This window comes from Campylobacter sp. BCW_6460 (genome assembly GCF_001762705.1).
In the GTDB taxonomy this organism is placed as follows: domain Bacteria; phylum Campylobacterota; class Campylobacteria; order Campylobacterales; family Campylobacteraceae; genus Campylobacter_D; species Campylobacter_D jejuni.
Genome location: NZ_MJXI01000041.1, coordinates 1,876 through 24,421, shown reverse-complemented (window position 1 = coordinate 24,421; position 22,546 = coordinate 1,876). Strand labels below are relative to the sequence as shown.

At 31.2% G+C, this 22,546-nt stretch carries 26 protein-coding genes and 5 tRNA genes; 13 read left to right on the top strand and 18 right to left on the bottom strand.

All coding sequences use genetic code 11. The features are described from left to right. The first annotated feature begins 33 nt into the window (after positions 1 to 33). Positions 34 to 534 carry a flagellar FLiS export co-chaperone gene (locus tag AJ881_RS08650; protein ID WP_070283278.1) on the top strand — a complete coding sequence of 167 codons (501 nt, stop codon included), beginning with the start codon at positions 34 to 36 and terminating at the stop codon, positions 532 to 534. Between the two features lie 370 nt (positions 535 to 904). Here the strand turns inward: AJ881_RS08650 and map are convergent, their stop codons facing one another. The 6 genes from map to AJ881_RS08620 form a co-directional block, all read right to left on the bottom strand. Further along, a complete protein-coding gene (gene map, locus AJ881_RS08645; protein ID WP_070283279.1) occupies positions 905 to 1,663 on the bottom strand; it encodes a type I methionyl aminopeptidase in 759 nt (252 codons plus the stop codon). Between the two features lie 9 nt (positions 1,664 to 1,672). Further along, complete coding sequence (murI, locus tag AJ881_RS08640) at positions 1,673 to 2,416, bottom strand: glutamate racemase (protein WP_002862287.1); 744 nt, start codon at positions 2,414 to 2,416, stop codon at positions 1,673 to 1,675. Position 2,417: 1 nt separating this feature from the next. After that, positions 2,418 to 2,879: a C40 family peptidase gene (locus tag AJ881_RS08635; protein WP_053872195.1), complete on the bottom strand. Its 462-nt coding sequence runs from the start codon at positions 2,877 to 2,879 to the stop codon at positions 2,418 to 2,420. Positions 2,880 to 2,887: 8 nt separating this feature from the next. Next, on the bottom strand, positions 2,888 to 4,057 hold the full coding sequence (gene nhaA, locus AJ881_RS08630; protein ID WP_070283280.1) for a Na+/H+ antiporter NhaA: 1,170 nt from the start codon (positions 4,055 to 4,057) through the stop codon (positions 2,888 to 2,890). Continuing rightward, positions 4,054 to 5,202 carry a Na+/H+ antiporter NhaA gene (nhaA, locus tag AJ881_RS08625; protein ID WP_070283281.1) on the bottom strand — a complete coding sequence of 383 codons (1,149 nt, stop codon included), beginning with the start codon at positions 5,200 to 5,202 and terminating at the stop codon, positions 4,054 to 4,056. The genes nhaA (AJ881_RS08630) and nhaA (AJ881_RS08625) overlap by 4 nt, the downstream gene beginning before the upstream one ends. 141 nt (positions 5,203 to 5,343) lie before the next feature. Next, positions 5,344 to 5,526, bottom strand: a complete 183-nt coding sequence (locus tag AJ881_RS08620; protein WP_002856010.1) for a YjfB family protein — start codon at positions 5,524 to 5,526, stop codon at positions 5,344 to 5,346. Positions 5,527 to 5,857: 331 nt separating this feature from the next. On the opposite strand from AJ881_RS08620, the gene AJ881_RS08615 reads away from it, so the two are divergent. The 9 genes from AJ881_RS08615 (at position 5,858) to AJ881_RS08575 (ending at position 14,513) form a co-directional block, all read left to right on the top strand. After that, on the top strand, positions 5,858 to 6,061 hold the full coding sequence (locus AJ881_RS08615) for a hypothetical protein (protein WP_070283282.1): 204 nt from the start codon (positions 5,858 to 5,860) through the stop codon (positions 6,059 to 6,061). Positions 6,062 to 6,410: 349 nt separating this feature from the next. After that, positions 6,411 to 8,504: an FTR1 family protein gene (locus AJ881_RS08610; protein WP_070283283.1), complete on the top strand. Its 2,094-nt coding sequence runs from the start codon at positions 6,411 to 6,413 to the stop codon at positions 8,502 to 8,504. Further along, positions 8,501 to 9,040, top strand: coding sequence for an iron transporter (locus AJ881_RS08605; RefSeq protein ID WP_002778842.1), 540 nt, complete (start codon positions 8,501 to 8,503; stop codon positions 9,038 to 9,040). Before AJ881_RS08610 ends, AJ881_RS08605 begins: the two co-directional genes overlap by 4 nt. An 83-nt stretch (positions 9,041 to 9,123) precedes the next feature. After that, positions 9,124 to 10,527 (top strand): Fe-S-containing protein, encoded by a 1,404-nt coding sequence (locus tag AJ881_RS08600; protein ID WP_070283284.1) that lies wholly within the window; start codon positions 9,124 to 9,126, stop codon positions 10,525 to 10,527. Beyond that, positions 10,517 to 11,806, top strand: a complete 1,290-nt coding sequence (locus tag AJ881_RS08595) for an ABC transporter permease (RefSeq protein WP_044779903.1) — start codon at positions 10,517 to 10,519, stop codon at positions 11,804 to 11,806. The genes AJ881_RS08600 and AJ881_RS08595 overlap by 11 nt, the downstream gene beginning before the upstream one ends. Continuing rightward, complete coding sequence (locus AJ881_RS08590) at positions 11,796 to 12,914, top strand: ABC transporter permease (protein ID WP_002862294.1); 1,119 nt, start codon at positions 11,796 to 11,798, stop codon at positions 12,912 to 12,914. Before AJ881_RS08595 ends, AJ881_RS08590 begins: the two co-directional genes overlap by 11 nt. Beyond that, the gene (locus tag AJ881_RS08585; RefSeq protein WP_002860103.1) at positions 12,911 to 13,564 is read left to right on the top strand and encodes an ABC transporter ATP-binding protein; all 654 of its coding nucleotides are present in this window, start codon (positions 12,911 to 12,913) and stop codon (positions 13,562 to 13,564) included. Before AJ881_RS08590 ends, AJ881_RS08585 begins: the two co-directional genes overlap by 4 nt. Next, entirely contained in the window at positions 13,561 to 14,049 is a 489-nt protein-coding gene (locus AJ881_RS08580; RefSeq protein ID WP_002851267.1) for a TlpA family protein disulfide reductase, read from the top strand. The genes AJ881_RS08585 and AJ881_RS08580 overlap by 4 nt, the downstream gene beginning before the upstream one ends. Then, positions 14,010 to 14,513: a TlpA family protein disulfide reductase gene (locus AJ881_RS08575; RefSeq protein ID WP_002867533.1), complete on the top strand. Its 504-nt coding sequence runs from the start codon at positions 14,010 to 14,012 to the stop codon at positions 14,511 to 14,513. Before AJ881_RS08580 ends, AJ881_RS08575 begins: the two co-directional genes overlap by 40 nt. Before the next feature lie 8 nt (positions 14,514 to 14,521). On the opposite strand, the gene AJ881_RS08570 is transcribed toward AJ881_RS08575, so the two are convergent. The 12 genes from AJ881_RS08570 to recA form a co-directional block, all read right to left on the bottom strand. Further along, entirely contained in the window at positions 14,522 to 14,959 is a 438-nt protein-coding gene (locus tag AJ881_RS08570) for a DUF411 domain-containing protein (RefSeq protein WP_044779906.1), read from the bottom strand. A gap of 302 nt (positions 14,960 to 15,261) precedes the next feature. Further along, positions 15,262 to 15,678: a hypothetical protein gene (locus tag AJ881_RS08560; RefSeq protein ID WP_070283285.1), complete on the bottom strand. Its 417-nt coding sequence runs from the start codon at positions 15,676 to 15,678 to the stop codon at positions 15,262 to 15,264. Between the two features lie 174 nt (positions 15,679 to 15,852). After that, a tRNA-Leu gene (locus AJ881_RS08555) sits at positions 15,853 to 15,937 on the bottom strand. Positions 15,938 to 15,942: 5 nt separating this feature from the next. Next, a tRNA-Arg gene (locus tag AJ881_RS08550) sits at positions 15,943 to 16,019 on the bottom strand. A gap of 14 nt (positions 16,020 to 16,033) precedes the next feature. After that, positions 16,034 to 16,110 (bottom strand) — tRNA-Arg (locus tag AJ881_RS08545). A gap of 4 nt (positions 16,111 to 16,114) precedes the next feature. Next, positions 16,115 to 16,191, bottom strand: a tRNA-His gene (locus AJ881_RS08540). A 24-nt stretch (positions 16,192 to 16,215) separates the two neighbouring features. Beyond that, positions 16,216 to 16,293: transfer RNA gene (locus tag AJ881_RS08535), tRNA-Pro, on the bottom strand. A gap of 42 nt (positions 16,294 to 16,335) precedes the next feature. After that, a complete protein-coding gene (locus tag AJ881_RS08530) occupies positions 16,336 to 17,184 on the bottom strand; it encodes a DNA ligase (protein ID WP_044794075.1) in 849 nt (282 codons plus the stop codon). Continuing rightward, positions 17,184 to 17,846: a glycoprotein CgpA gene (gene cgpA / locus AJ881_RS08525; RefSeq protein ID WP_070283286.1), complete on the bottom strand. Its 663-nt coding sequence runs from the start codon at positions 17,844 to 17,846 to the stop codon at positions 17,184 to 17,186. Before cgpA ends, AJ881_RS08530 begins: the two co-directional genes overlap by 1 nt. Continuing rightward, positions 17,836 to 18,039, bottom strand: a complete 204-nt coding sequence (locus AJ881_RS08520) for a hypothetical protein (protein WP_002839177.1) — start codon at positions 18,037 to 18,039, stop codon at positions 17,836 to 17,838. Before AJ881_RS08520 ends, cgpA begins: the two co-directional genes overlap by 11 nt. Positions 18,040 to 18,104: 65 nt before the next feature. Next, positions 18,105 to 19,349 carry a phosphopyruvate hydratase gene (gene eno / locus AJ881_RS08515; protein ID WP_070277714.1) on the bottom strand — a complete coding sequence of 415 codons (1,245 nt, stop codon included), beginning with the start codon at positions 19,347 to 19,349 and terminating at the stop codon, positions 18,105 to 18,107. Beyond that, positions 19,349 to 20,380, bottom strand: coding sequence for a recombinase RecA (gene recA / locus AJ881_RS08510; protein ID WP_002862302.1), 1,032 nt, complete (start codon positions 20,378 to 20,380; stop codon positions 19,349 to 19,351). The genes eno and recA overlap by 1 nt, the downstream gene beginning before the upstream one ends. A gap of 105 nt (positions 20,381 to 20,485) precedes the next feature. Between recA and AJ881_RS08505 the strand changes: the two genes are divergently transcribed. The 3 genes from AJ881_RS08505 to AJ881_RS08495 are packed head-to-tail and all read left to right on the top strand — an operon-like array spanning position 20,486 to position 22,400. Further along, entirely contained in the window at positions 20,486 to 21,346 is an 861-nt protein-coding gene (locus tag AJ881_RS08505; protein WP_070283287.1) for a menaquinone biosynthesis family protein, read from the top strand. An 11-nt stretch (positions 21,347 to 21,357) separates the two neighbouring features. Then, a complete protein-coding gene (gene fliQ / locus AJ881_RS08500; RefSeq protein ID WP_002851290.1) occupies positions 21,358 to 21,627 on the top strand; it encodes a flagellar biosynthesis protein FliQ in 270 nt (89 codons plus the stop codon). Further along, positions 21,624 to 22,400, top strand: a complete 777-nt coding sequence (locus tag AJ881_RS08495; protein WP_070283288.1) for a UDP-N-acetylmuramate dehydrogenase — start codon at positions 21,624 to 21,626, stop codon at positions 22,398 to 22,400. Before fliQ ends, AJ881_RS08495 begins: the two co-directional genes overlap by 4 nt. The last annotated feature ends 146 nt before the right edge of the window (positions 22,401 to 22,546 follow it).

Below are 22,546 nucleotides of genomic sequence, written 5' to 3'. Positions count from 1 at the left end.
TAAATATTTAGCAATATTTTTGAAAGGTAAACAATGAAAAGTGATTTAGATATATTTAAAAAATACTTAGGCGAAATTCAAAGCGTGAATGAATTTAAAGCAAATCAAATTTGTTCTCAAATCAATGATACAAATGATTTTATAGGAGCACTTCAAGTACTTGATATGTCTTTAAAAAAAATAGAAAAAAGCATTCTAGAAAGAATAGATGAAAATTCAGATGATATGCAAAAAAGAACTCTTGATGCCACAGCATCACAACTTATACAAAACTGCTCTTTCATGGGAACAGCTCTTTTTGGAAATATTTTCAATGTTTATGTTGGTAAAAAACTTTTTGAATTTGAAATTGCTAATCCACTTTTAATTCTTCAAACAAGTAATTACGAAGGTGTATTGGCCTATATACAAGATAAAAAAGATGAAATAAAAATCATTCTATCAGAGTTAGCAACCGCAATCACCATGGGCGAAACTATGGATAATGCTGGAATTTATAACTCTACAATGGATTTTAAAAATTTATTTAAATAAGAATAGTAATCATTTGTTCTCTTTAAGCGAATATAATATATTTTAGCTTAAAGAGATTTTCCAAACTCTAAAAGAGAGTTAGGCTACGAATAAAAAGGGGGAGGGAAATAGCCTAACCCAAACGAGATCTTAAAAGATCTCTTTAAACTAAAATAAATATTTAGATAATTTAATAAAAATTATTAAATTATCTAAACCATATTTATGTTTTAGTTTAATACGATGTGACACTTTATTCTAATAACACTTAATATATGATAAAAATATTATTTAGTAACTTAAATTATTAAAGAATATTACTACAATATTATTTAAAAAATTTTAAATTTTTAGGATTTTAAGAAAAAAATATTATTTTTATAATTTAATATCATATCATAGAAAGAATTTCAGCACGCCCATTAATCACAGCAACACAATGTTCATAATGAGCCGCATTAAGCCCATCAATACTTCCAGCATCCCATTTTCCATTATAATGTTTTGGTGTTCCATCTTTTTGGCATATCATAGGCTCTATGCAAAACACCATTCCATTTTTAATTTTAGGGCCACTTTTTGCACTCGCACCTTTTTCTAAATAGTTTAAAATTTCAGGCTCTCCATGGGGCTTTCGTCCTATACCATGTCCACAATATCCACGAAGTGGGACAAAACCTCTTGCATGGATAAATTCGCCTAAAGCAGCTGAAAGTTCCTTAAAACGCATTCCATCATGAATAATATCTATAGCATGATATAACGCGTCTTTAGCACAAGAGATTAAAGCTTTATCAGTGGGTGAAACTTCTCCTATAGCAATAGTTCTTGCTGCATCCCCATAATACCCATCAATCAAACTTCCCACATCAAGACCTAAAATATCACCCTCTTTGATAATTTTATCATCTGGAATTCCATGGATACAAACTTGATTTAAAGATGTGCAAATGGCACCTGGAAAACCATAAAGTCCCTTAAATGATGGCTTGGCATCAAGGCTTAAAATATAATCTTCTGCCATTTTATCAATTTGTTTTAAACTCATTCCTATTTTAATTTCATTCTCTAAAAAATTTAAAGTTTTTACTACAATTTGATTTGCTATTCTTAATTTTTCTATTTCATCTGGTTTTTTCAATTCTATCATTTTATTTCCTTATAAATTTAGCCAAATTTTAGCAGTATTTTTTAAAGATTCAACATCGCTTGAAGCATAAAAATGCAATCTTGCTTTATGATTTTTCAAATCTATATTTTCTCTTTCTTTAAGAAATTCAACTATAGCATCTCCTGAATGAATTAATTTTGTTTTATCGCCAAAATACTTACTTAAAGAACGACCTAGTAAAGGGAAATGAGTGCAAGCGAGTATCAAAGCATCTGGAGTTGTGATATTTTTAAAATAATACTCCATAGCACTTTGCAAAAAATCTCCTTCAAAAATACCTTCTTCAACCATAGGCACAAAAAGCCCTGTAGCTAAAGCATTTATATTTGTATATCCTTGAAATAATAAACGCTTTTGGTATTCTTCTGATTTAATGGTTGCTTTTGTTGCAATGACTAAAATTTCTTTATTTTTATCATGTAAAGCTTTTATCGTTGCTTCAACCCCTGCATCAATTACACCATATACTGGAAAATGTGCTTTTGCTTTTAAAGCATCTAAAGCATAAGCACTAGCAGTATTACATGCAATGATAAGCATATCAATTTGGAATTGTTCAAAAAATTCCAATGCTTCAAGACAGAACTTTATAATAGTATCTTTATCTTTCACCCCATAAGGAACTCTTGCGGTATCTCCATAATAGATAATTTCATCAAACAGTCTAGCTTCATAAAGAGATTTTAAAACACTAAGCCCCCCTACTCCGCTATCAAATACACCTATTTTCACTTTAATACCTTCTTGCTCCTATATAACGAGCCTTCCAATAAGAACTATTTAACTCGACTTCTTTTACTCCACCTTTAGTAGATAAATGTATAAATTTTCCCTTGCTCGTATAAATACCAACATGCATACCATTTGGCCCTCTACCTGTCTTAAAAAATACCAAATCTCCTGTTTGCAATTTTGATTTAGAAACTTTTCTCCCAGAACCTAATTGAGTTTTTGTAGTGCGAGGTATGCGTATATTAAGCTGAGCTAATACACTCTGTGTAAATCCTGAACAATCAGCACCTTTTTTAGTAGTTCCACCTAAAACATAAGGAGTTTTTTTCCATTCATTTGCTATAGTCTTAAGTTTTGTTTCTTTATTTGTATTATAAATCGGACGAGTATAGTTTAAATTCTGATAAAAACTACATCCACTTATAAAGAATACAATCGTGATGATGAAAAAAATATGCCTCATCAGTCCCCTTAAGATCGAGCAGCAAAGAATTTAAGATAAATAAAACCCCAAATCCCAGAACAAAATGAAGCTATGAGAATAGCTAAATTATCTGCATAATTAAAAATATCACTGACTTCATACGCCAAGCCATCGATAAACAAACTCATTGTAAAACCGATACCTGTAAGTATACAAACCCCATAAAGTTGTTTCAAATTTGAACCTTGGGGCAAGGCTGCAAATTTAAAGCGGATTGCCAAATAAGAAAACAAAAATACACCCACTTGTTTACCTACAAAAAGCCCCAAGAAAATACCTATACTTACACCTGAAAAAATTGCTCCCATATCGATATTGGATAAATTTACCCCAGCGTTAGCAAAAGCAAATAAAGGTAAAATAATAAAAGCAATCCAAAATTTTAGACTTTCATAGATTTCTTCTAAAAATGCTTCTCCATTTTTAGTTTGCATCGGTATAAAAAATGCTGTTATGATTCCAGCCAAAGTTGCATGCACACCACTTTTTAAAACACTAATCCAAAGAATAACTGAACAAATAAAATAAAAAGACTTTCTTGTTATTCCTAAAATATTTAAAACAAGCATTACCAAAATAGCAATTCCTGCAACGACAAAAGCAACTATTGATAATTTTGTCGTATAAAAAATAGCTATAATTAAAATAGCACCCACATCATCAAAAATAGCCAAAGAAAGTAAGAAAATTTTTAAACTTGATGGAATATGCTTACCACACATCATTAAAATCGCTAAGGCAAACGCTGTATCTGTAGCTGTAGGTATAGCCCAACCTTTTAAGGTATAAGCATCTCCTATATTCACCAAAGCAAACAACATTGCTGGTATAAGTATACCCCCTAAAGCAGCCATAAAAGGTAAAACAATATTTTTAGGATTTTTAAAATCCCCATGCAAAAATTCCTTCTTAAGCTCAAGCCCTATAGCAAAGAAAAATATAGATATAAGCCCATCATTTATCCAAAGCAAAAAAGGTTTATTAAGCTCAAATTCACCTACACTAAATCCGACTTTTAAATTTAGAAATTCTCGATAATGTTCGCTAAAAGATCCATTTTGCACAAGCAAAGCAAGCAAAGTACAAACTATAAGTAAAACACCACCAAAAGCCTCATTTAAAACTAAAGTTTTTAATTTATGTACTATATTATTCATTTAACAATCTTAAGATAAATAAAACCAACAATGGCACTTAAAAAACTAGCTATTAAAATAGCAAGTTTATCCGCATGTTCAAAAATATCACTATTTTTATAAGCCAAACCATCAATAAACAAACTCATCGTAAAACCAATGCCTGTTAAAATACATATACCATAAAATTTTCCATATTTAATATTTTCAGGTAGTTTTGCAAGCTTAAGTTTGATAGCAATAAAACAAAAAGTAAAAACACCTAGTTGCTTTCCTAAAAATAATCCTAGAATAATTCCAAGGCTTACAGGTGAAAATACCGAACCAAGATGCATATCTCTGATATCAATTCCAGCATTGGCAAAAGCAAATAAAGGCAAGATAAAATAAACCACCCAAGGATTTAAATCCTTAAGAACTTCATGCAAATAAGGTTTTTTATTTTTTGTATCAAGCGGTATAAATAAAGAAATAATCACACCAGCCAAAGTCGCATGCACTCCACTTTTAAGCATAGCTATCCACAATACAACACCTACTAACACATACAAAGAAAGATGGGTGATGTGATAATAGTTTAACAAAAGTAGAGCAAATATACAAAACAAACAAATAATAATCGCCAAAGCTGAAAGCTGATCTGTATAAAATAAAGCAATAATAACAATAGCGCCCAAATCATCAAAAATAGCTAAAGAAAGTAAAAAAAGCTTTAAACTTGTAGGAATTTTATTTCCTAAAAGCATCAAAATACCCACTGCAAAAGCTATATCGGTTGCTGTAGGTATTGCCCAACCTTTCATAGCAAAATCATGAGAATAATTAATAGCAGCAAAAATTAAAGCAGGAGTAATCATACCCCCCAAAGCTCCAAATATAGGTAAAGATACAGCTCTTATATTTTTAAGCTGTCCGCGTAAAATTTCATATTTTAACTCAAGTCCTATACATAGAAAAAATATAGCTATCAAACCATCATTTATCCATAAATCCAACGACTTTGAAATTTGAAAATGATCAAATCCTACTGTAAAATTAGCATGAAAAAAATCTGTATAAATAACACTTAAAGAAGAATTTTTACATAATAAGGCTAAAAATGTAAAAAATATAAGCAAAATACCAGGGAAAGTTTCACTTAAAACCATCTTCTTTATCACTTGCATCCTTGCTCCTAAATAAATATTATAAAAATTTAATACGATAAATAAAATGGCAAAATTATAACGAAAAAATACTAAAGAAATAATTATTTAAAAAAACAAGCCCAAGATACCAACAAGTTCTTAAGCTTGTTCTTAAGATATTTAAGCGTAAATATCCAAACCACTAGAGCTAGAAACTTGTGGAGCGGAGGCTTGAGAGACACCTTCCATACCTTCGATGAGTTCATTCATCAATGCCTCGTTTGTGTCCATAGATTTTTTCAAAACTGAAGTATTAACAGCAGTCATTAAATTAGCATTACCCATAGAAACATCTGAAACCATATCATCCTCCTTTTAGATTGAGTCTTAAGACTTTATTTAAATCGGATGATATTTTTAAAACTTAATATTTTTTACTAAACTTTTTAAAATTTTTAAGGAAACCAATATCTGAAATTAAAAATCATAAATTTTTTAAAATAAAATCCTATTTTAAAAAATTTTACACTATGAAGCAATAAGCAAAATATAAATGGTTGATACTTTTAGAAGCAAATTAAATAGATAAAATTTTACTTCAATAAATTTAAGTTTTATCTTATTTTATACTATATTATAATATAATCAAAAATTACAACTTAAAAGGCTATTACAATTATATAGGAGTTTGCTAATGTTACTTAATACACCTTGTAGGGGAATAGTAGATACAAATTTTGAAAGTAAAAGAATTAATATAACTTCAACTTTAAAATTTCAAGAAAAAAAAGAAAAAGTAGAAGCTAAAGCTGAGAAAGAAGAAGCAAATAAAGACAATAGCAATTCTACAAACACAGATACCAACAAAAAAGATAAACTTTTGGATATATCTACTTAATCTAAAATATGCTATAACCATCTCCTTGAAGAATACACAATAAATGATTTTTTGATTTTTATTAAGCTTTTAAAACATCAAAAAAGGAAAAATTAAAAATACAAAAACAATATCCCAAAGTGCATAGCTTAGAAGAAAACCTTGCGATACTTAAAAACAACCCATATTAAATCACAAAAATAAAATATATTTAAAAATTTATTAAAATATATCTTAAATATAATTAATAAAAAATATTATCGATACAAAAGCTTATTTTTTAGTTCTATTTAAGATTTTTAATATTATACTAGCCATTATTTATTTTGATAATAAATATTATTTTTATCAAAAACCAAGGATAATGATAATGAAAATTTTTAAAATTATATTTTTAATTATAAGTATTTTTTTATCAAGCTCAGCTTTTGCTAGAGTTGATGATTATATTAATGAAGCAAATCTTATCAAAGATATGCTAAAACAAAGCATAGAAACTTATAAAAAGGGGGATAATCTAGGTGCTAAAAAGCTTAGCGAAGATGCGTATTTTCAACATTTTGAAAATATGGAAGGCCCTATAGGAAGAAATATAGGAAGAAAAGCCATCACCATGGAGCGTAAATTTGTAAATTTGCGTCGCATGTATAAAGATGAAGCTCCTTTGACACAAATTAATGCTTTAATTGATAGTCTTTATTATGATCTTGATGAAGTAGCCCCAATCTTACAAAATGGATATCGTTTAAAAGCAGAAGCAAGCGATACAAACTATGATAAGGCTAAAGCTGAAAAATCAAGCTTAGAAGCCAATGCCAAACGCGAAGCTGATGCAGAAGCTTTAATCGCACAAATGATGGGCGTGGACAAAAAAGATTTAGCACAAAGTTCTTTAGGCACTCAAACTCCTAATACACCTACAAACAACGACACGAGCAAACTTACAGATGATAATGCAAGCGCTGATTTACAAGCTGCTGCTGCAATGGACGCAAGATTGCAATTTATACTAGATAATATCTCTACCAAATTTTCACAGGCTGCTAATGCTTTTAAAGAAAAAAACTACCAAGCTAGTAAAGATTTTTTAAATGATGCCTTATTTAGTGATTATCGCAATACCAAAGTAGAAATTTTAGTAAATAAATTTACCAAAGCAGGAAACGATCAAAAAATTCAACAAGCCATACGCACCCTTATACGCCAAATCAACGATGCAAAAATAGATGAAAAAGACTTAAGAAATGGCTTAGATAACATAGAAGAACAAATTTTTGATGTTTTCTTACAAATTCCAAATTCAGAACTTTCAAGTTTGCAAATTTCAGGCTTTAATGATGAAACAAAAGGCAAAGATTATGCCAAAGTTTCTAATGATATCAAACTTGCCTTAGATGGAATTTTGAAAAATTATGATGGCTTTAGCGCTTCTATAGTAGATGATTTGCAAGGAATTTATCTAGATACTTTTGAAGCAAGCGGTATGGAAAATAAAATCGGTGCTGTAGATAGCGGCTTAAAACTTAAAATAGAAAGTTTATTTTCCAAAGGCGTAGCACTGATTAAAGCAAGTGCAGATAAAAAAGAGCTTGAAGCCACTTTTAATGACTTAGAACAACTCATAGCAAGTAGCGTGGACAAAATTCAAGATTCCACCCCTTATTCGTTGTTTATATGGGCTTTAGGCATTATTTTGCGTGAAGGCTTGGAAGCTTTGATTATCGTTGTAGCCATTGTTTCTTATCTTGTGCAAAGTGGCAACAAAAATCGTCTAAATATCGCCTATAGTGCTCTTTTTACAGGAGTGATTTTAAGTTTTATTACCGCTTTTGGAGTTTCTTGGCTATTCAAAGAAAATACAGGACAAAGTAGAGAGCTTATAGAGGGTATTACCATGCTTATAGCCGTATTACTACTCTTTTATGTGGGCTTTTGGCTACTTTCAAACGCACAAAATAAAAAATGGACAAGCTTTATCAAACAAGGTGCTATAGATGCTATATCAAACAATAGTGCAAAAACCCTTTGGATCACCGTATTTTTAGCTGTTTATAGAGAAGGTGCAGAAACTGTGCTTTTTTATCAAGCCTTGCTTTTTGATGCTAAAACAAGCACTGATTTTAGTGCTGTTTTTGGTGGGCTTGGACTTGGAATTTTAATACTTATTGTTTTATATTTTCTTTTAAAAGCAGGAGCCATTCGCATACCTGTAAAACAATTTTTCTATATCACTTCTTACATTATTTTTTACATGGTTTTTGTTTTTACAGGCAAAGGCATAGCTGAACTCATAGAAGGAAAAGTCATCATTCCTAGTCTTATACCTATGAATTTTGAACCGATTTTATGGCTTGGAATTTATCCTTACTATGAAACCTTAATCCCTCAATTTATAGTTTTGATCATGCTAATTATTGGCATTTTGATAACAAAACAAATTTCAAAAAAAGGAGTAGAATCATGATAAAAAAAGTTTTATCAGTAGTTGCTGCAGCTGCGGTTATTAGTACAAATTTATTTGCAGGCGAAGTGCCGATCGGCGATCCAAAAGAACTTAATGGCATGGAAATAGCCGCTGTTTATTTACAACCTATTGAAATGGAGCCAAGAGGTATTGATTTAGCTGCATCTTTAGCAGATATTCACCTAGAAGCTGACATTCACGCACTTAAAAACAATCCAAATGGTTTTCCAGAAGGTTTTTGGATGCCTTATTTAACTATAGCTTATGAACTTAAAAATACCGACACAGGTGCAATTAAACGTGGAACTTTGATGCCTATGGTGGCTGATGATGGTCCTCACTATGGTGCAAATATTGCTATGGAAAAAGATAAAAAAGGTGGCTTTGGCGTAGGAAATTATGAACTTACTTTTTATATCTCAAATCCAGAAAAACAAGGTTTTGGACGCCATGTTGATGAAGAAACAGGCGTGGGCAAGTGGTTTGAGCCTTTTAAAGTAGATTATAAATTCAAATACACAGGCACGCCAAAATAATTTTACGCTCGGATTTTCCGAGTGTTTAAATATTTTTATTTTTATTTGAAAAAATTAAAATAACAATGTTTAAAGAGTAAATTATGAGTATATATTTTGTGCATTTTCTTATCAGTGTTTTGCCACTAAGTATTTTAATAGCCTTTATCACTCCTGATAAAAAATATATTTTTAAAAGTTTTTTAGTAGTTTTTTTGGGCTTTTTATTTGGATATTTTGCTTTTTTTATCGCGGCACAATTTTTAAAAACCGAAAATTTAATCTTTAATTTTGATTTTGTTTTTATAGGTTTATTGCTAGTAAGCTTTATATTTTATTTTTGGAAAAAAATTGAAATTTTAAATTTTATTTTATTAGGAATTTTAAGTTTTTGCACCGCTTTGCATTATTATTTTTTAAGTCAAGATTTCCCTATTTTTACTAGCTCTTTAATCGATAGCGAAGGTATAAGTTCTTTAGGTTTTATTGCTTTAGCCTTGCTTGTTTGTATTTTGATTTTCTTCTTTTTAAAATGGCAAAAAAATTTTAATCAAAAAACAAGCTTTATGCTGTTTTTACTGCTTATCCTTATAGAAAGCGATAAAGCTCTAGCCAATATCTTGCTTGCTTTAATGCGAAATTCCATCATAGAAACTCATGCTTTTTTGGTGAGTTTTGTAGGAAAAAGTAATTATTTTGGTGTTTTTGGAATTTATGTTTATTTAATTTTCATCACTTTTTTAGCATTCTTAAGCTTAAAAATTCGCAAAAAAAATATAAGCAAAAAACAAATTTTAGATATAAATTATCGCAAAAATGAAGCTAAAACAAGTCTTATTAATCGCTATTTTTCCAGTGTTTTTATCTCCTGTGTTATAAGTTTTTGCATTGTTTTATACTTTTTTATGGTAAGCTCTAAGCCTTTAACCATAGATGAGCCTAAAGAAATTTTACCCGATAAGAATGGCAAATTTATCTTTGATATAGCTCTTTTAAGGGATAACAAACTCCACCGCTTTGCTTATATCAGTGCTGAAGGCAAAGTGATAAGGTTTTTTCTTATCAACAAAAGAGAAGATAAGGATTCTCCTGTAGCTGTTTTTGATGCTTGTATGATTTGTGGAGATATGGGCTATATCAAAAAAGATGGACAACTCATTTGCATTTCTTGCAATGTGCGTATTTTCTTGCCTAGTGTAGGCAAAAGCGGGGGTTGCAATCCTATCCCACTCAAATACGAATACGATGGTAAAAAAATCACCATAGATGTTAAAGATGTAATAGCAGGATCTAATTATTTTAGTCAAATCAAAGAAATCGAAGTGCAAGATCCTGTATCAAAAACAAAAATTATAAACACCCAAGCTCCTTTTTCTTATAGCTATAAAGGGATTACTTATTATTTTTCAAATCAAAACAACTATGAAGAATTTAAAAAAGATCCTGCAAAATATGTAGAAGAAAACGAAGCCCAATTTTTAATCCAAAGGAGAAACGATGTTGGCTAAAATGATTTTTAACTCTATATTTAAAAACAAAATTCAAAAATTTTTAGCCTTTCTTACTTGTTTTTTAGCCACGCTTTTACTCTCTACTATGCTAAATATTACCCTAAGTATAGGCGATGAAGTAACTAAACAACTCAAAAGCTATGGCTCTAATATCCTTGTTTTACCCAAAGGCTCAAGCCTTAGTATAGAAATAGGTAATGAACTTTATGAACCCTTAAAAAACAAAAACTACCTAGAAGAAAAAAATTTATATATGATTAAAGACATTTATTGGCGTAACAACATCACCGCACTTGCTCCTTTTTTAGAAGGTAAAATCGCAATTGAAAACTCCCAGCAAAAAGCACTTATTTATGGCACTTATTTTCAAAAAGCCATAAAAATTAAAGATGATGATGATTTTATCACAGGTATAAAAAGTCTTTATCCTTATTTAGCAGTCCAAGGGGAATGGGCAAAAGATGATAGCAATGAAATCATGCTAGGCGAAGACTTTGCTAAAAACAATAAACTAAAATTAGGAGATACTATCAAACTCATAGGAGAAAACAATCAAAGCAAAGAAGCAAAAATCGTAGGCATTTTACTTCATGCCAATCCTAAAATGTCAAATAAAATCATCGCTCCTTTAAATTTAGCTCAAGATTTACTCAACAAACAAGGGCTTTACTCAAGTGCAGAAGTAAGAGCTTTTACCATACCTGAATCAGCCCTTTCTGAAAAAGTGCGTCGCATGGGCGAAGAAAAATTAGATCAGTTAGAATATGACAAATGGTATTGCTCAGCTTATGTAGGCTCAATCGCTAGTCAAATTAGTGATGGCTTACCAGGTGCTGATGCAAAAGCTCTAAATGCTATAAGCGATGCTCAAAGCTTGGTGGTTAAAAAGATCCAATCCTTAATGGGCATTACTTGTATTATTTGTCTTATTGTTGCAAGTATTGCGATTTCAAGTCTGATGAGTTCTGAAATTCATCGTAGAAAAAAAGAAATAGGACTTTTAAAAGTACTTGGTGCTAATACTTTTCAAATTTATCTCATCTTTGCTAGTGAAAATTTAATCGTAGCTTTATTTGCTGCTTTATTTGGCTTTATTTTTGGCACAGCACTTTCTCAAATCATCAGCCTTAGCATTTTTGGATATTTTATTGATATAGCCTTTGTAGCTTTACCTTTAAGCTTTATTTTTGCAGGACTTATTGCCTTGCTAGGTTGCTTGCTTCCTATCAAAAATATCACACAACTTTCAGCTGCAGGAGTGCTTTATGGTAGATAAGTTTTTCCTTAATGAGCTTTTTAAAAGCATTAGCTTTTCTTATCAAAGACTTTTTATAATAGTTTTAAGTGTTTTTATAGGAGCACTTACTTGCTCAGCTTTTTTAAATATTTATTTTGATATTGACACCAAACTTTCTAAAGAATTAAAAGCCTATGGAGCAAATGTAATGATAAGCCCGAAGCAGGATGAAAATTTTATCTCCAATGCTGAGTATGAAAAAATAAAAGAAAATTTAAAGGCTAGAGCTTTAACTCCTTTTTTGTATGATTTTTTAAATTTAGGTAGTACAAGCGGAGTGGTTTTAGGCACTGATTTTAGGGCTTTAAAAATCACTAAACCTTTTTTAGAAGTTAAAGAAGGAAGCTTTTCTCTAAATGATTTTGATGAAAATTCAGCCTTTTTAGGGGTTAATTTAGCCAAGCAACTAGGCCTAAAAACAGGCAATGAACTTCAAATTTACAATCCAAACAACGGAAAAAGCATAAAACTTACCATAAAAGGCATACTTTCAAGCAATGATGAATTTGATAGCATTGTTTTAGCCCCTTTAAGCGTGGTGCAAAATTTAAGCGATAGAGCCGGTATTAACTATGCTAATGCTGTAGTTTATGGAAATTTTGATGAAGTTAAAGCCAAAACACAAGCAATCAACAATGAATTCATCGATGCAAAACCTATATCTTCAGTATCCTTAAGCGAAGGTTTAGTACTTGGAAAAATCAAAGCTTTAATGTTTTTAATCATACTTGTAGTATTGATCATAGTCACTACTAGCGTTAATACGACCTTAAGTTCTATTATATTTTCTCGCAAAAAAGAAATCGCACTGCGTTTAGCCTTGGGTGCAAAAAAAAGTGAAATTTTTAAACTTTTTGCTAGTGAATGCTTTATAGTAAGTTTTTTTGCTAGTTTAATCGGAGCTTTTTGTGGGATATTTTTAGCCAATGTCTTTGGTTATTTGATTTTTAATTCTAGTATTGATTTTAGATTTATAGCTGTTTTTATAGCCTTAATCATTTCTTTGATTTTTGCCTTTTTGGCTGCATTTTTTCCTATAAAAAGAGCATTAAAAATCAATGTGTGTGAAAATTTGAAAGGTGAATGATGAAAAAAGAACTTATTAAAATAAATAACTTAAATAAAGAATTTGGCAAAGTTAAAGCCTTAAACAATATCAACTTAAGCGTCTATGAAGGAGAATGGCTTGCCATCATGGGTCCATCAGGAAGTGGAAAATCAACGCTTTTAAACATACTATCACTCATGGATACTCCAAGCTCTGGGGAGTATATCTTAGACAATGAAAACCTAGAGCAAATGGATGAAGAGCAAAAAATCACCTTGCGTCGTGAAAAAATAGGACTTGTCTTTCAACAATTTCATCTTATCCCCTATCTTAACGCCTTAGAAAATGTTATGCTCTCTCAGTATTATCACTCAAGCGTAGATGAAGAAGATGCTAAAATGGTTCTTGAAAAAGTAGGACTTTCACATAGACTCACTCATTTACCTAGCCAATTAAGTGGCGGGGAACAACAAAGAGTTTGTATAGCAAGAGCTTTGATCAACAACCCAGAGCTTTTACTCGCAGATGAACCCACAGGGAATTTAGATGAAGCCAATGAACAAATCGTTCTTCAAACCTTGCAAAAATTAAAAAATGAAGGTAAAACCATAGTTTTAATCACACACAATCCTGATTTAGCCAAATTCGCAGATCGAACCCTTATCTTACAACATGGGGTGTTAAAATGAAAAAAAGCCTTTTAATCTTAAGCATTTTGTTTTTGCTCAATGCTTGTTCTTTTGAAAATTCAAAAGATACTGGAAAAGTTGGAGAAAAAAGCGCTGAAATTTCAGCTAAAGATACTTTAGGAAAAGCTGTAAAACTTGCTGATGATAATACAAGTTTAAAAGTCTTAGTCTTTTTTCAAAATGGCTGCCCTTCTTGTTTAAAAGAACTCCCTTCTTTGGATGAATTCATACAAAATCACCCCAATAAAATCAGTGTTTATGCTATAAATTCCATCGATAATGCCAATGTGGTTAAAGTTTTAGCCGAACAATTTGACTTTAAAAATGTAAAAGTTTTAAAAGACGATCTTAAAATCACCAATGATCGTTATGCTGTGTTTGCAACCCCTACTACCATCATCATTAAAGATGGGATGATAAAAGATAGAATTTTAGGAGAAAAACCATGGGAATTTTTCGAATCCAAGCTTATTTCTTTGCTTTAATCATAGCTTTATTTTTTGTAGCTTGTGATAGTGGAGAAAATTTTAAAGCTTTAAATAGTGATAAAACCTATAATTTTGCCTACAATGGTTTTGAAAAAAGCCTAAAACTAAATGATAAAGCACAAAATTTTGCCTTAATATTTTTCACAAAAGATTGTGGAGTTTGCAAAGAACAAATTCCTATTTTACAGAATTTGGCTAAAAATTATGATTTTAATATCTTTGTGGTTTTAGGCGATGCAAATGATGCAAATGATGCAAAAGCTTGGGCTGATGAAAAAGGTTTATCTAATTTAGCAATGTTTTATGAAAAAAGAGCAGCTAAATACCTTTCAAGTGCCATTGGGGAAATATATGGAGTGCCTGTGCTTAGTTTTTTCAAAGAAGGAAAAATGGATGAAAAATTCATAGGCTTAACTCCTTATAGCATACTTGAAAAAGAAATCAAAAAAGTAAAAAGCTAAAATTTACTTTAAAGCTTTTTATCTCCTATAAAATATCCATAAAGCTCATAGCTTCCATCTTTTTTCATCAAAATTACAGGATATTTTTCACTATAACCTTGTTCCATTCCTGGGCTTCCTTGCGGCATGCCAGGAGCTGAAATTCCTATAACGTCTTTAGGTTTGTTTTCAAGCAACCATGCTATAGCACTTTCAGGAACATGCCCTTCAATAGCATAGCCTTCGATCACACCCGTATGGCAACTTTGATACTCATCTTTTATACCCATTTTTTCTTTGATTTTAAGAAAATCATTGGTTTTATGAATACTAACCTCATAACCCTTAGCTTTCATATAATCAACCCAAAGATCACAACAGCCACAAGTAGGACTTTCATAAACTTGTATTTCCTTAGCCTGCGTAAGAGTGAGTAAAAAAAGAATGGTTAAAATTGTTTTTTTCATAATTGCTATCCTAAGTAAAAAATATGTAATAATACTTTTATAAAGTTAATACCATCACATTTTTAACACTAAAAATGAATTTACAAAAATTTAATCAAGAAAAAGATTTTTAATGGGTGCTGATTTTGTCTTTACGGCAAAGATATAAAAGATAAAACGATTTTAAAAAAAACTAGAATTTTTTAACTTAAAAAGCTTAAAATTTAGATATACTTTATACTTACTATGTTTTTTCATAGTATGTTCTAATAGTGGATTTCCACCAAGAGTGAAAACTCAAGGCGGATTTTTATTTGCAATATTTACTTAATAGAATAATTATGATCGCTTGTTCCTCCACATAAATACCCCTTCTTATCAAAACTTGCAATTTCGCAAGAAAGAGTAGAGAGCTTAGCTCTTTTACCATCACTAGTTAATATAAGAACTGTCTTATAATAAACATATTTGCTTTTATCTGAATATTCTTTTTGTATTATAGCTTGAGTTGAATTATATTCTTTTGGATCAACTTTTGCAACAATATCTGCTTCATAAAAAGTTGCCTTTTTAAAAAGTGGCTGACCTATAATTGGTTTGATGCTCTCTTGGAAATATTTGTTTTGCATTTCACTTGCTGAAACTGGAACTAAATCTTTTTTATTGATAACTATCAAATCTGCAAATGCTGACACATTTAAAGCAACTAAAGCTGCTAACGCTAAACCTAATTTTTTCATTTTATCTCCTTGAATTGAATTTTGTATATTTTAATTATTTTTCAAATCTTTTGCAAGATAATTTTTAAATTTATCTAAATTAAATTTGCATTTTATCTAACAATCATAAGAAATTTTAAAATGAAATAAAAATTTATGAGAAATCAACTCTTGTTTGAAAATGATAAAAGTAAGTGGTGCGGATGAAAGGACTTGAACCTTCACGCATTGCTGCACCAGATCCTAAGTCTGGCGTGTCTGCCAATTTCACCACATCCGCTAAAGTGGTACGCCCAAGAGGATTCGAACCTCTGACCTACGGCTTAGAAGGCCGTTGCTCTATCCAGCTGAGCTATGAACGCATATAAAATCTTGGTGGTGCGCCCGATAGGAATCGAACCCATAACCTACAGATCCGAAGTCTGTTGCTCTATCCAGTTGAGCTACGAGCGCTTAGTGGGGTGAGTGATGGGAATTGAACCCACGACCCTCAGGACCACAATCTGATGCTCTAACCGACTGAGCTACACTCACCATTTTGTATAAATTTATAAAAAATGGTCGGGGTGAAAGGATTCGAACCTTCGGCCCCTTGGTCCCAAACCAAGTGCGCTAACCAGACTGCGCTACACCCCGAATAAATAAAAGGAAATATTTTATCACAAAATAATTTTAAAGTCAAGGATTTTCATCTCTTATTCTTAAAAACACCGGAAAGCGAGGTAAGGAATTTTTGGTTAATCCATTAAATTTATAAGTCACAATACTACCAATTTTTGGAGGATTTTTTCTATCTTCATCTTTTAAACCACTGCCTATTTTAATGATTTGTCCATTAGGCATTTTACAAAGTAAGGCACCTACTTGATTTTCAAATTTACCCTTGCCCTTGCGAAATCCTACTAACTCACACTCTGCATCATCATAGGGTTTTAATTTCATAGCATTTTTACTTCTGCCTTTTTCATAAGGACTTAAATTTTTGCGTATGACAATACCTTCACCTTGATTTTTTATAATGCTTTCGTAAAATTGATTTAAATTATTTTGATTTTCAACTGGAATTTGAGGAATAATTTTTATATAGGCACTAGGATATTTTTGCAAATACTCTTCTAAAACAGCCAAACGATTTTTAAGGGTGCAAGTAGAAATTTGAAATTCTTCACAAGCATTTGGTACATCAAAAATATTATAAGTTACTTCCTTCCATAAGGTCAAATTGCTATCTCCGCTACGAATTAAAGCTGAAATTTCATCAAATTTATTTCTTGCTATCCAAAGCTCACCATCAATAGCAAAAGGAGGGAAATTTTTTGTAAAAAAGTCAGGAGTTTTTATTTTATAATTTTGGCGAGTTTTTAGATATTTTCCATCCCAAATTCCACGTACTCCATCAAATTTTTCGCTCATCAAGTAAGCATTAAAATCTTTAGAGTTAAAATCTTGCTTATCGAATTTGCTAAGAAGTAAAATTTCATTAGCAAAAACTAAACAAGCACAACATATTAAAAAAATAAATCTCATCAAAGCAGATTAATCATATATCCAGTTGCATCTTTTTGAATATTATAATTATAAGTTCCATCAAGATATATTACAAGTCGATAATATCCTTTGTGAGATCCAAAGTCTATGCGTTTAAAAATAGAATTGCTAAGGCGTATGTTTTTTGTAGGACTAATCAAGTTAGATCTAAAATCTATAACGATTTTGCTTGGATTTCCTACTGAAAAATCTGTGATCATTTCATCACTAGTGTTAAGTTTTATTTTGTTTTTATAAACCGCGTAAGAAATAAAATCATAAATCTTTGCAACCTGTAAAGGTATTTCAACATTGGCTGTTGAGTTTGATTCTTGTTTAGAGCTATTTTTTTCAGGTATAGTAACTGAAACATCGAGTACTTTTGAAGGATCAGGGCTTTTAAATCTTGATATAGTATAAGTATCGTGCCAATCAATACTTTTATTAACATCTAAATCAATCTTATCTTCACTTCCGTCTAAATTGATATAATTAAAAGTGATGCTTTTTAAAATTCTTGCACTAGAATTAAATTTAACTTCCTCTTTTTGAAATTCAGGTGGAGCAACCAAGGTTATATTTTGATCTGCCTTGAAAGGATTTTCATCAGAATATAAAAGAGAGGTAAAAATAAAAAATATTGCTAAAATTCTAGTTTTCATTTGGATATAATCCTTTTAATTCAAAATAATCTTTTTGTGCTTTAGCGTTTTGTTCTTTAAGTAAAATAATCTTTTTATTAAGCTCTTCTTTGGTATTTTCTAAGCTTAATAAAGTATCCAAAGAATACTGCCCAAAAAACATATTGCCAAAATAAATCGCTCCAATTACAACAAGAAAAGCCCAAAAAATCATTTTTATAACATGGGTATAAAAACTTTTTTTTCTTGTGCTTTCATCGTATTCTTTAAGTAAATCGCTCAGAGCTTTTCTCCTAAGTATTCATCGCTTTCAAGTTCAATTTCAAGCAAGCGATTGTATTTTGCGGTTCTTTCGCCTCTTGCTAGAGCTCCTGTTTTGATTTGTCCTGTATTTAAAGCTACGGCAAAATCTGCTATAAAAGCATCTTCACTTTCGCCGCTTCTATGACTCATCACACATTTATAGTTATTTCTTTGCGCTAAACGCACAGTTCTCATAGTTTGGGTAATAGTTCCGATTTGATTTGGCTTGATAAGTACAGCATTTGCCATTTTTTTGATGATGCCTTCTCTTAAAATATCTTCATTGGTTACAAATAAATCATCACCCACAAGCTGAATTTTATTGCCCAATTTTTCAGTAAGCTTGATCCAACCTTCAAAGTCATTTTCAGCTAAGCCATCTTCGATACTGCAAATTGGATATTTTGCACAAAGTTCTACATAGCGTTCGATCAAATCCTCGCTTGAAAAAGCCTTGCCTTCCATGTGGTATTTACCATCTTTGAAAAATTCTGTACTTGCTACATCAAGAGCGATTTTTACACGATTTTCATAACCTGCTTTTTTGATACAAGTCATTAAAAGATCGATAGGTTCTGTGTTGTTAGCTAAATTTGGAGCAAAACCGCCTTCATCACCTAAAGCCGTAGAATGTCCAGAATTTGCGAGTTCTTTTTTTAATATCGCATAAATTTCACAAACTGAACGCAAAGCTTCTTTAAAACTAGTAAAACCAAAAGGCATGATCATAAATTCTTGAAAATCTACATTGTTGTTTGCATGAGCACCGCCATTTATGATATTACACATTGGTACAGGCAAAATGCTTGCATTTGCACCACCTAAGTAGCGATACAAAGGCATTCCCAAAGCAGCCGCAGCTGCACGAGCTGTTGCCATAGACACGCCTAAAGTCGCATTTGCGCCTAAATTTGAGTAATTATTTGTTCCATCAAGCTCACGCAAAGTATCATCAAGTTGAGTTTGATTAAAAGCATCTAGCCCTAAAATTTCATCTGCAATGGTTTCATTGACATTTACAACAGCTTTTAAAACGCCTTTTCCGCCAAATCTTTCATCATTATCACGCAATTCTAAAGCCTCTTTTGAACCTGTACTTGCACCACTTGGAACTATGGCCGCACCTACACTTCCATCGCTTAGCGTAACTTCAGCTTTTACGGTTGGGTTTCCTCTACTATCAAGAACTTCATAGGCTCTAACATCTTCAATTACTAACATTATTCTTCTCCTTCGTCATCTTCGCTACCGCTGAACATACCTTCTATTCCCATAGAATTTTGAATCGCTTTTGTGATTTCATCTGCAATTTCAGGGTTTTCTTTTAAGAAAGCTTTTGAGTTTTCTCTACCTTGTCCAAGTTTTTTATCTTTATAAGAGAACCACGCACCACTTTTATCTACAATATCAAGTTTTACACCGTAATCAATCAACTCACCTTCACGGCTTAAACCCTCTCCAAACATCACATCAAATTCAGCTTGTCTGAATGGAGGAGCAACTTTATTTTTAACTACTTTTACTTTTACACGATTTCCTATAGGTTCTTCGTTTTGTTTTAAGGTTGCTACTTTTCTAACATCTAAACGCACAGAAGCATAAAATTTTAACGCATTTCCACCTGTTGTGGTTTCAGGAGTACCATAACCCATAGCACCGATTTTCATACGAATTTGGTTGATGAAAATTACTGTGGTATTCATTTTATGAACTATACCTGTAAGTTTTCTTAGAGCTTGAGACATAAGTCTTGCTTGAAGTCCTACATGTTGATCGCCCATATCGCCTTCAATTTCTGCTTTTGGGGTAAGTGCTGCAACACTATCTACTACGATAAGATCTACTGCACCACTTCTTGCTATAGTTTCTACAATTTCTAAGGCTTGCTCTCCAAAATCAGGCTGAGAAACATACAAATCATCTGTATTTACACCTAAATTTTTAGCATATTTTACATCAAGCGCATGTTCTGCATCGATAAAAGCACAAACTCCACCTGCTTTTTGGCATTCTGCGATAATGTGTAAAGTTAGAGTGGTTTTACCTGAACTTTCAGGCCCATAAATTTCTATGATTCTTCCTTTTGGAACACCGCCTATACCTAAAGCAAGATCAAGCCCAACTGAACCTGTACCTATGCTATCGATTTGCTCGACTTCTTTATCCCCTAGTCTTAAGATAGTGCCTTTTCCAAAGGTTTTATCTAAACTTTTTAGGGCAGCATCTAGGGATTTTCTTTTATTATCATCCATAACTTTCCTTGAAATTTCTAAATTTTTAGTTAGAATTTTAACAAAATAAAATTAAATAATGGTTTATTTTGCTAGAATTAAAGCAAAGATTTAAAGGAAGCATAGATGAAAAAAATTACTATTGCACATTCTCCTGATGCTGATGATATTTTTATGTATATGGCTATTAAATTTGGGTGGATGGGGAATGATTTTGCTTATGAAAATACAGCTTTAGATATACAAACTTTAAATGAATTTGCTTTGAAAAATGAATTTGATGCTACGGCTATTTCTTTTGGGCTTTATCCTTTAATTGCTTCTGAGTATGCGCTTTTACGCACAGCAGTGAGTTTTGGCGAAGGTTATGGGCCAAAACTCATCAAGAAAAAAGACACGCATTTAAAAAGAAATTTTAAAGTCGCTTTGAGTGGAGCAAATACCACCAATGCTTTGATTTTTCGTATGAAATACCCTGAAGCTAGAATTATTTATAAGAATTTTTTAGACATTGAAAATGCAGTTTTAAGTGGTGAAGTAGATGCAGGAGTTTTGATCCATGAAAGCATTTTAGAATTTGATCAAAGTCTTTGCGTGGAAGCAGAACTTTGGGATATATGGCTTGAATTTGCTAAAGAAAATTTACCTTTGCCTTTAGGTGGAATGGCTTTGCGTCGCTCTTTGCCTTTAAGCGATGCGATTAAAATCGAAAAGGATTTAACCAATGCTGTAAAAATCGCCGATGCAAATCGTAAAATTTTAACCCCTATGCTTATGGAAAGAAAACTTATCCGTGTTGATGAAGAAAAACTGGATACTTATCTTAATCTATATGCCAATAAAAACTCTATTAGCATGAATCAAACTCAACTTTTAGCTGTAGATACGCTTTTTAAACTAGGATATGATTATAAATTTTATGATAAAATCATACATGTAAATGATTATCTTATCCCTAGCGAATACGAAGAAGCTAGAAATTCTTAAAAAGGATAAAAATGGATGAAAGTACCTTGGTTGCTCTTGGAGTGCAAACCTTTAAAATCACACTTTTACTTTCCTTGCCTATGCTTTTAGCAGGGCTTATTGCAGGGCTTGTAATCAGTATTTTTCAAGCAACTACACAGATTAACGAAATGACACTTTCTTTTGTTCCTAAAATCATCCTGGTTGTAGTTATTTTAATCTTTTTAATGCCTTGGATGACTACAACTATGATTGACTTTACCGAAAACATACTAAATCAAATTCCAACTTTTATCAAATGATCATTGATTTTAAAAAATACTCTTCTGTGCGTATAGGAAATAAATTTGAAGTTTTAGTTTTGGATCAAATTTGTGATTTTGATGGTTTTTTAATAGGCGGCGCAAATAACCTTTTAGTCAGCCCTAAACCTAAAAATATAGGAATTTTAGGAGATAGTTTTGATTTTATACAAATTTTAGATCAAAATAAAGATTTCACCCATCTTCGCATAGGCTGCAAAACAAAATCAAGCAAAATATATCGCTTTGCCAAAGAAAATAATCTTAAGGGTTTTGAGTATTTAAGCAAAATTCCTGGTACACTTGGCGGGCTTTTGAAAATGAATGCAGGACTTAAAGGAGAGTGTATTAGTCAAAATTTAATCAAAATTGCTACTTTTCAAGGCGAAATTTTAAGAGAAAATATAAATTTTGATTATCGTTTTTGTCCTTTAAATATGCCTTTTTTTTGGGCTGAATTTAAACTAAACTTTGGCTTTGATACCCTTAAAGATAAAGCTTTAAAAAATGCAAGGAACAACCAACCTAGTGGAGCAAGCTTTGGCTCTATCTTTAAAAATCCAAAAAACGACTTTGCAGGACGTTTAATCGAAGCTGTAGGACTTAAAGGATTTAGCAAAGGAGATGCTATGTTAAGCGATAAACACGCAAATTTTTTAATCAATAAAAGAAATGCAAGTTTTGAAGATGCGTTTTTTCTTATCAAATTAGCCAGAAAAAAAGTCTTTGAAGAATTTGGCATAAACTTAGAAAATGAAGTGATTATAATCTAAACACAGAAAACAATAAAAGTCTAAAAAATTTACTCTTAATCTAACTTTAAATAAAACATAAATTCAAACCATATAGTTTTATTATAATAAGTATTTAATAATATTTTAAGTATAACTATTTTAATATTCTGTCGTTTTATTTTGTA

Excerpts from the sequence above, each read along its gene's own strand:
- eno (WP_070277714.1), bottom strand. The coding sequence starts at position 19,349 with ATGTTAGTAATTGAAGATGTTAGAGCCTATGAAGTTCTTGATAGTAGA.
- AJ881_RS08585 (WP_002860103.1), top strand. The coding sequence starts at position 12,911 with ATGATGAAAAAAGAACTTATTAAAATAAATAACTTAAATAAAGAATTT.
- AJ881_RS08615 (WP_070283282.1), top strand. The coding sequence starts at position 5,858 with ATGTTACTTAATACACCTTGTAGGGGAATAGTAGATACAAATTTTGAA.
- AJ881_RS08570 (WP_044779906.1), bottom strand. The coding sequence starts at position 14,959 with ATGAAAAAAACAATTTTAACCATTCTTTTTTTACTCACTCTTACGCAG.
- AJ881_RS08505 (WP_070283287.1), top strand. The coding sequence starts at position 20,486 with ATGAAAAAAATTACTATTGCACATTCTCCTGATGCTGATGATATTTTT.
- AJ881_RS08605 (WP_002778842.1), top strand. The coding sequence starts at position 8,501 with ATGATAAAAAAAGTTTTATCAGTAGTTGCTGCAGCTGCGGTTATTAGT.
- AJ881_RS08635 (WP_053872195.1), bottom strand. The coding sequence starts at position 2,879 with ATGAGGCATATTTTTTTCATCATCACGATTGTATTCTTTATAAGTGGA.
- AJ881_RS08530 (WP_044794075.1), bottom strand. The coding sequence starts at position 17,184 with ATGAGATTTATTTTTTTAATATGTTGTGCTTGTTTAGTTTTTGCTAAT.
- AJ881_RS08495 (WP_070283288.1), top strand. The coding sequence starts at position 21,624 with ATGATCATTGATTTTAAAAAATACTCTTCTGTGCGTATAGGAAATAAA.
- AJ881_RS08610 (WP_070283283.1), top strand. The coding sequence starts at position 6,411 with ATGAAAATTTTTAAAATTATATTTTTAATTATAAGTATTTTTTTATCA.
- nhaA (WP_070283281.1), bottom strand. The coding sequence starts at position 5,202 with ATGCAAGTGATAAAGAAGATGGTTTTAAGTGAAACTTTCCCTGGTATT.
- map (WP_070283279.1), bottom strand. The coding sequence starts at position 1,663 with ATGATAGAATTGAAAAAACCAGATGAAATAGAAAAATTAAGAATAGCA.
- AJ881_RS08575 (WP_002867533.1), top strand. The coding sequence starts at position 14,010 with ATGGGAATTTTTCGAATCCAAGCTTATTTCTTTGCTTTAATCATAGCT.
- AJ881_RS08580 (WP_002851267.1), top strand. The coding sequence starts at position 13,561 with ATGAAAAAAAGCCTTTTAATCTTAAGCATTTTGTTTTTGCTCAATGCT.
- cgpA (WP_070283286.1), bottom strand. The coding sequence starts at position 17,846 with ATGAAAACTAGAATTTTAGCAATATTTTTTATTTTTACCTCTCTTTTA.
- AJ881_RS08620 (WP_002856010.1), bottom strand. The coding sequence starts at position 5,526 with ATGGTTTCAGATGTTTCTATGGGTAATGCTAATTTAATGACTGCTGTT.
- AJ881_RS08600 (WP_070283284.1), top strand. The coding sequence starts at position 9,124 with ATGAGTATATATTTTGTGCATTTTCTTATCAGTGTTTTGCCACTAAGT.
- fliQ (WP_002851290.1), top strand. The coding sequence starts at position 21,358 with ATGGATGAAAGTACCTTGGTTGCTCTTGGAGTGCAAACCTTTAAAATC.
- AJ881_RS08520 (WP_002839177.1), bottom strand. The coding sequence starts at position 18,039 with ATGATTTTTTGGGCTTTTCTTGTTGTAATTGGAGCGATTTATTTTGGC.
- recA (WP_002862302.1), bottom strand. The coding sequence starts at position 20,380 with ATGGATGATAATAAAAGAAAATCCCTAGATGCTGCCCTAAAAAGTTTA.
- AJ881_RS08595 (WP_044779903.1), top strand. The coding sequence starts at position 10,517 with ATGTTGGCTAAAATGATTTTTAACTCTATATTTAAAAACAAAATTCAA.
- nhaA (WP_070283280.1), bottom strand. The coding sequence starts at position 4,057 with ATGAATAATATAGTACATAAATTAAAAACTTTAGTTTTAAATGAGGCT.
- AJ881_RS08590 (WP_002862294.1), top strand. The coding sequence starts at position 11,796 with ATGGTAGATAAGTTTTTCCTTAATGAGCTTTTTAAAAGCATTAGCTTT.
- AJ881_RS08560 (WP_070283285.1), bottom strand. The coding sequence starts at position 15,678 with ATGAAAAAATTAGGTTTAGCGTTAGCAGCTTTAGTTGCTTTAAATGTG.
- AJ881_RS08650 (WP_070283278.1), top strand. The coding sequence starts at position 34 with ATGAAAAGTGATTTAGATATATTTAAAAAATACTTAGGCGAAATTCAA.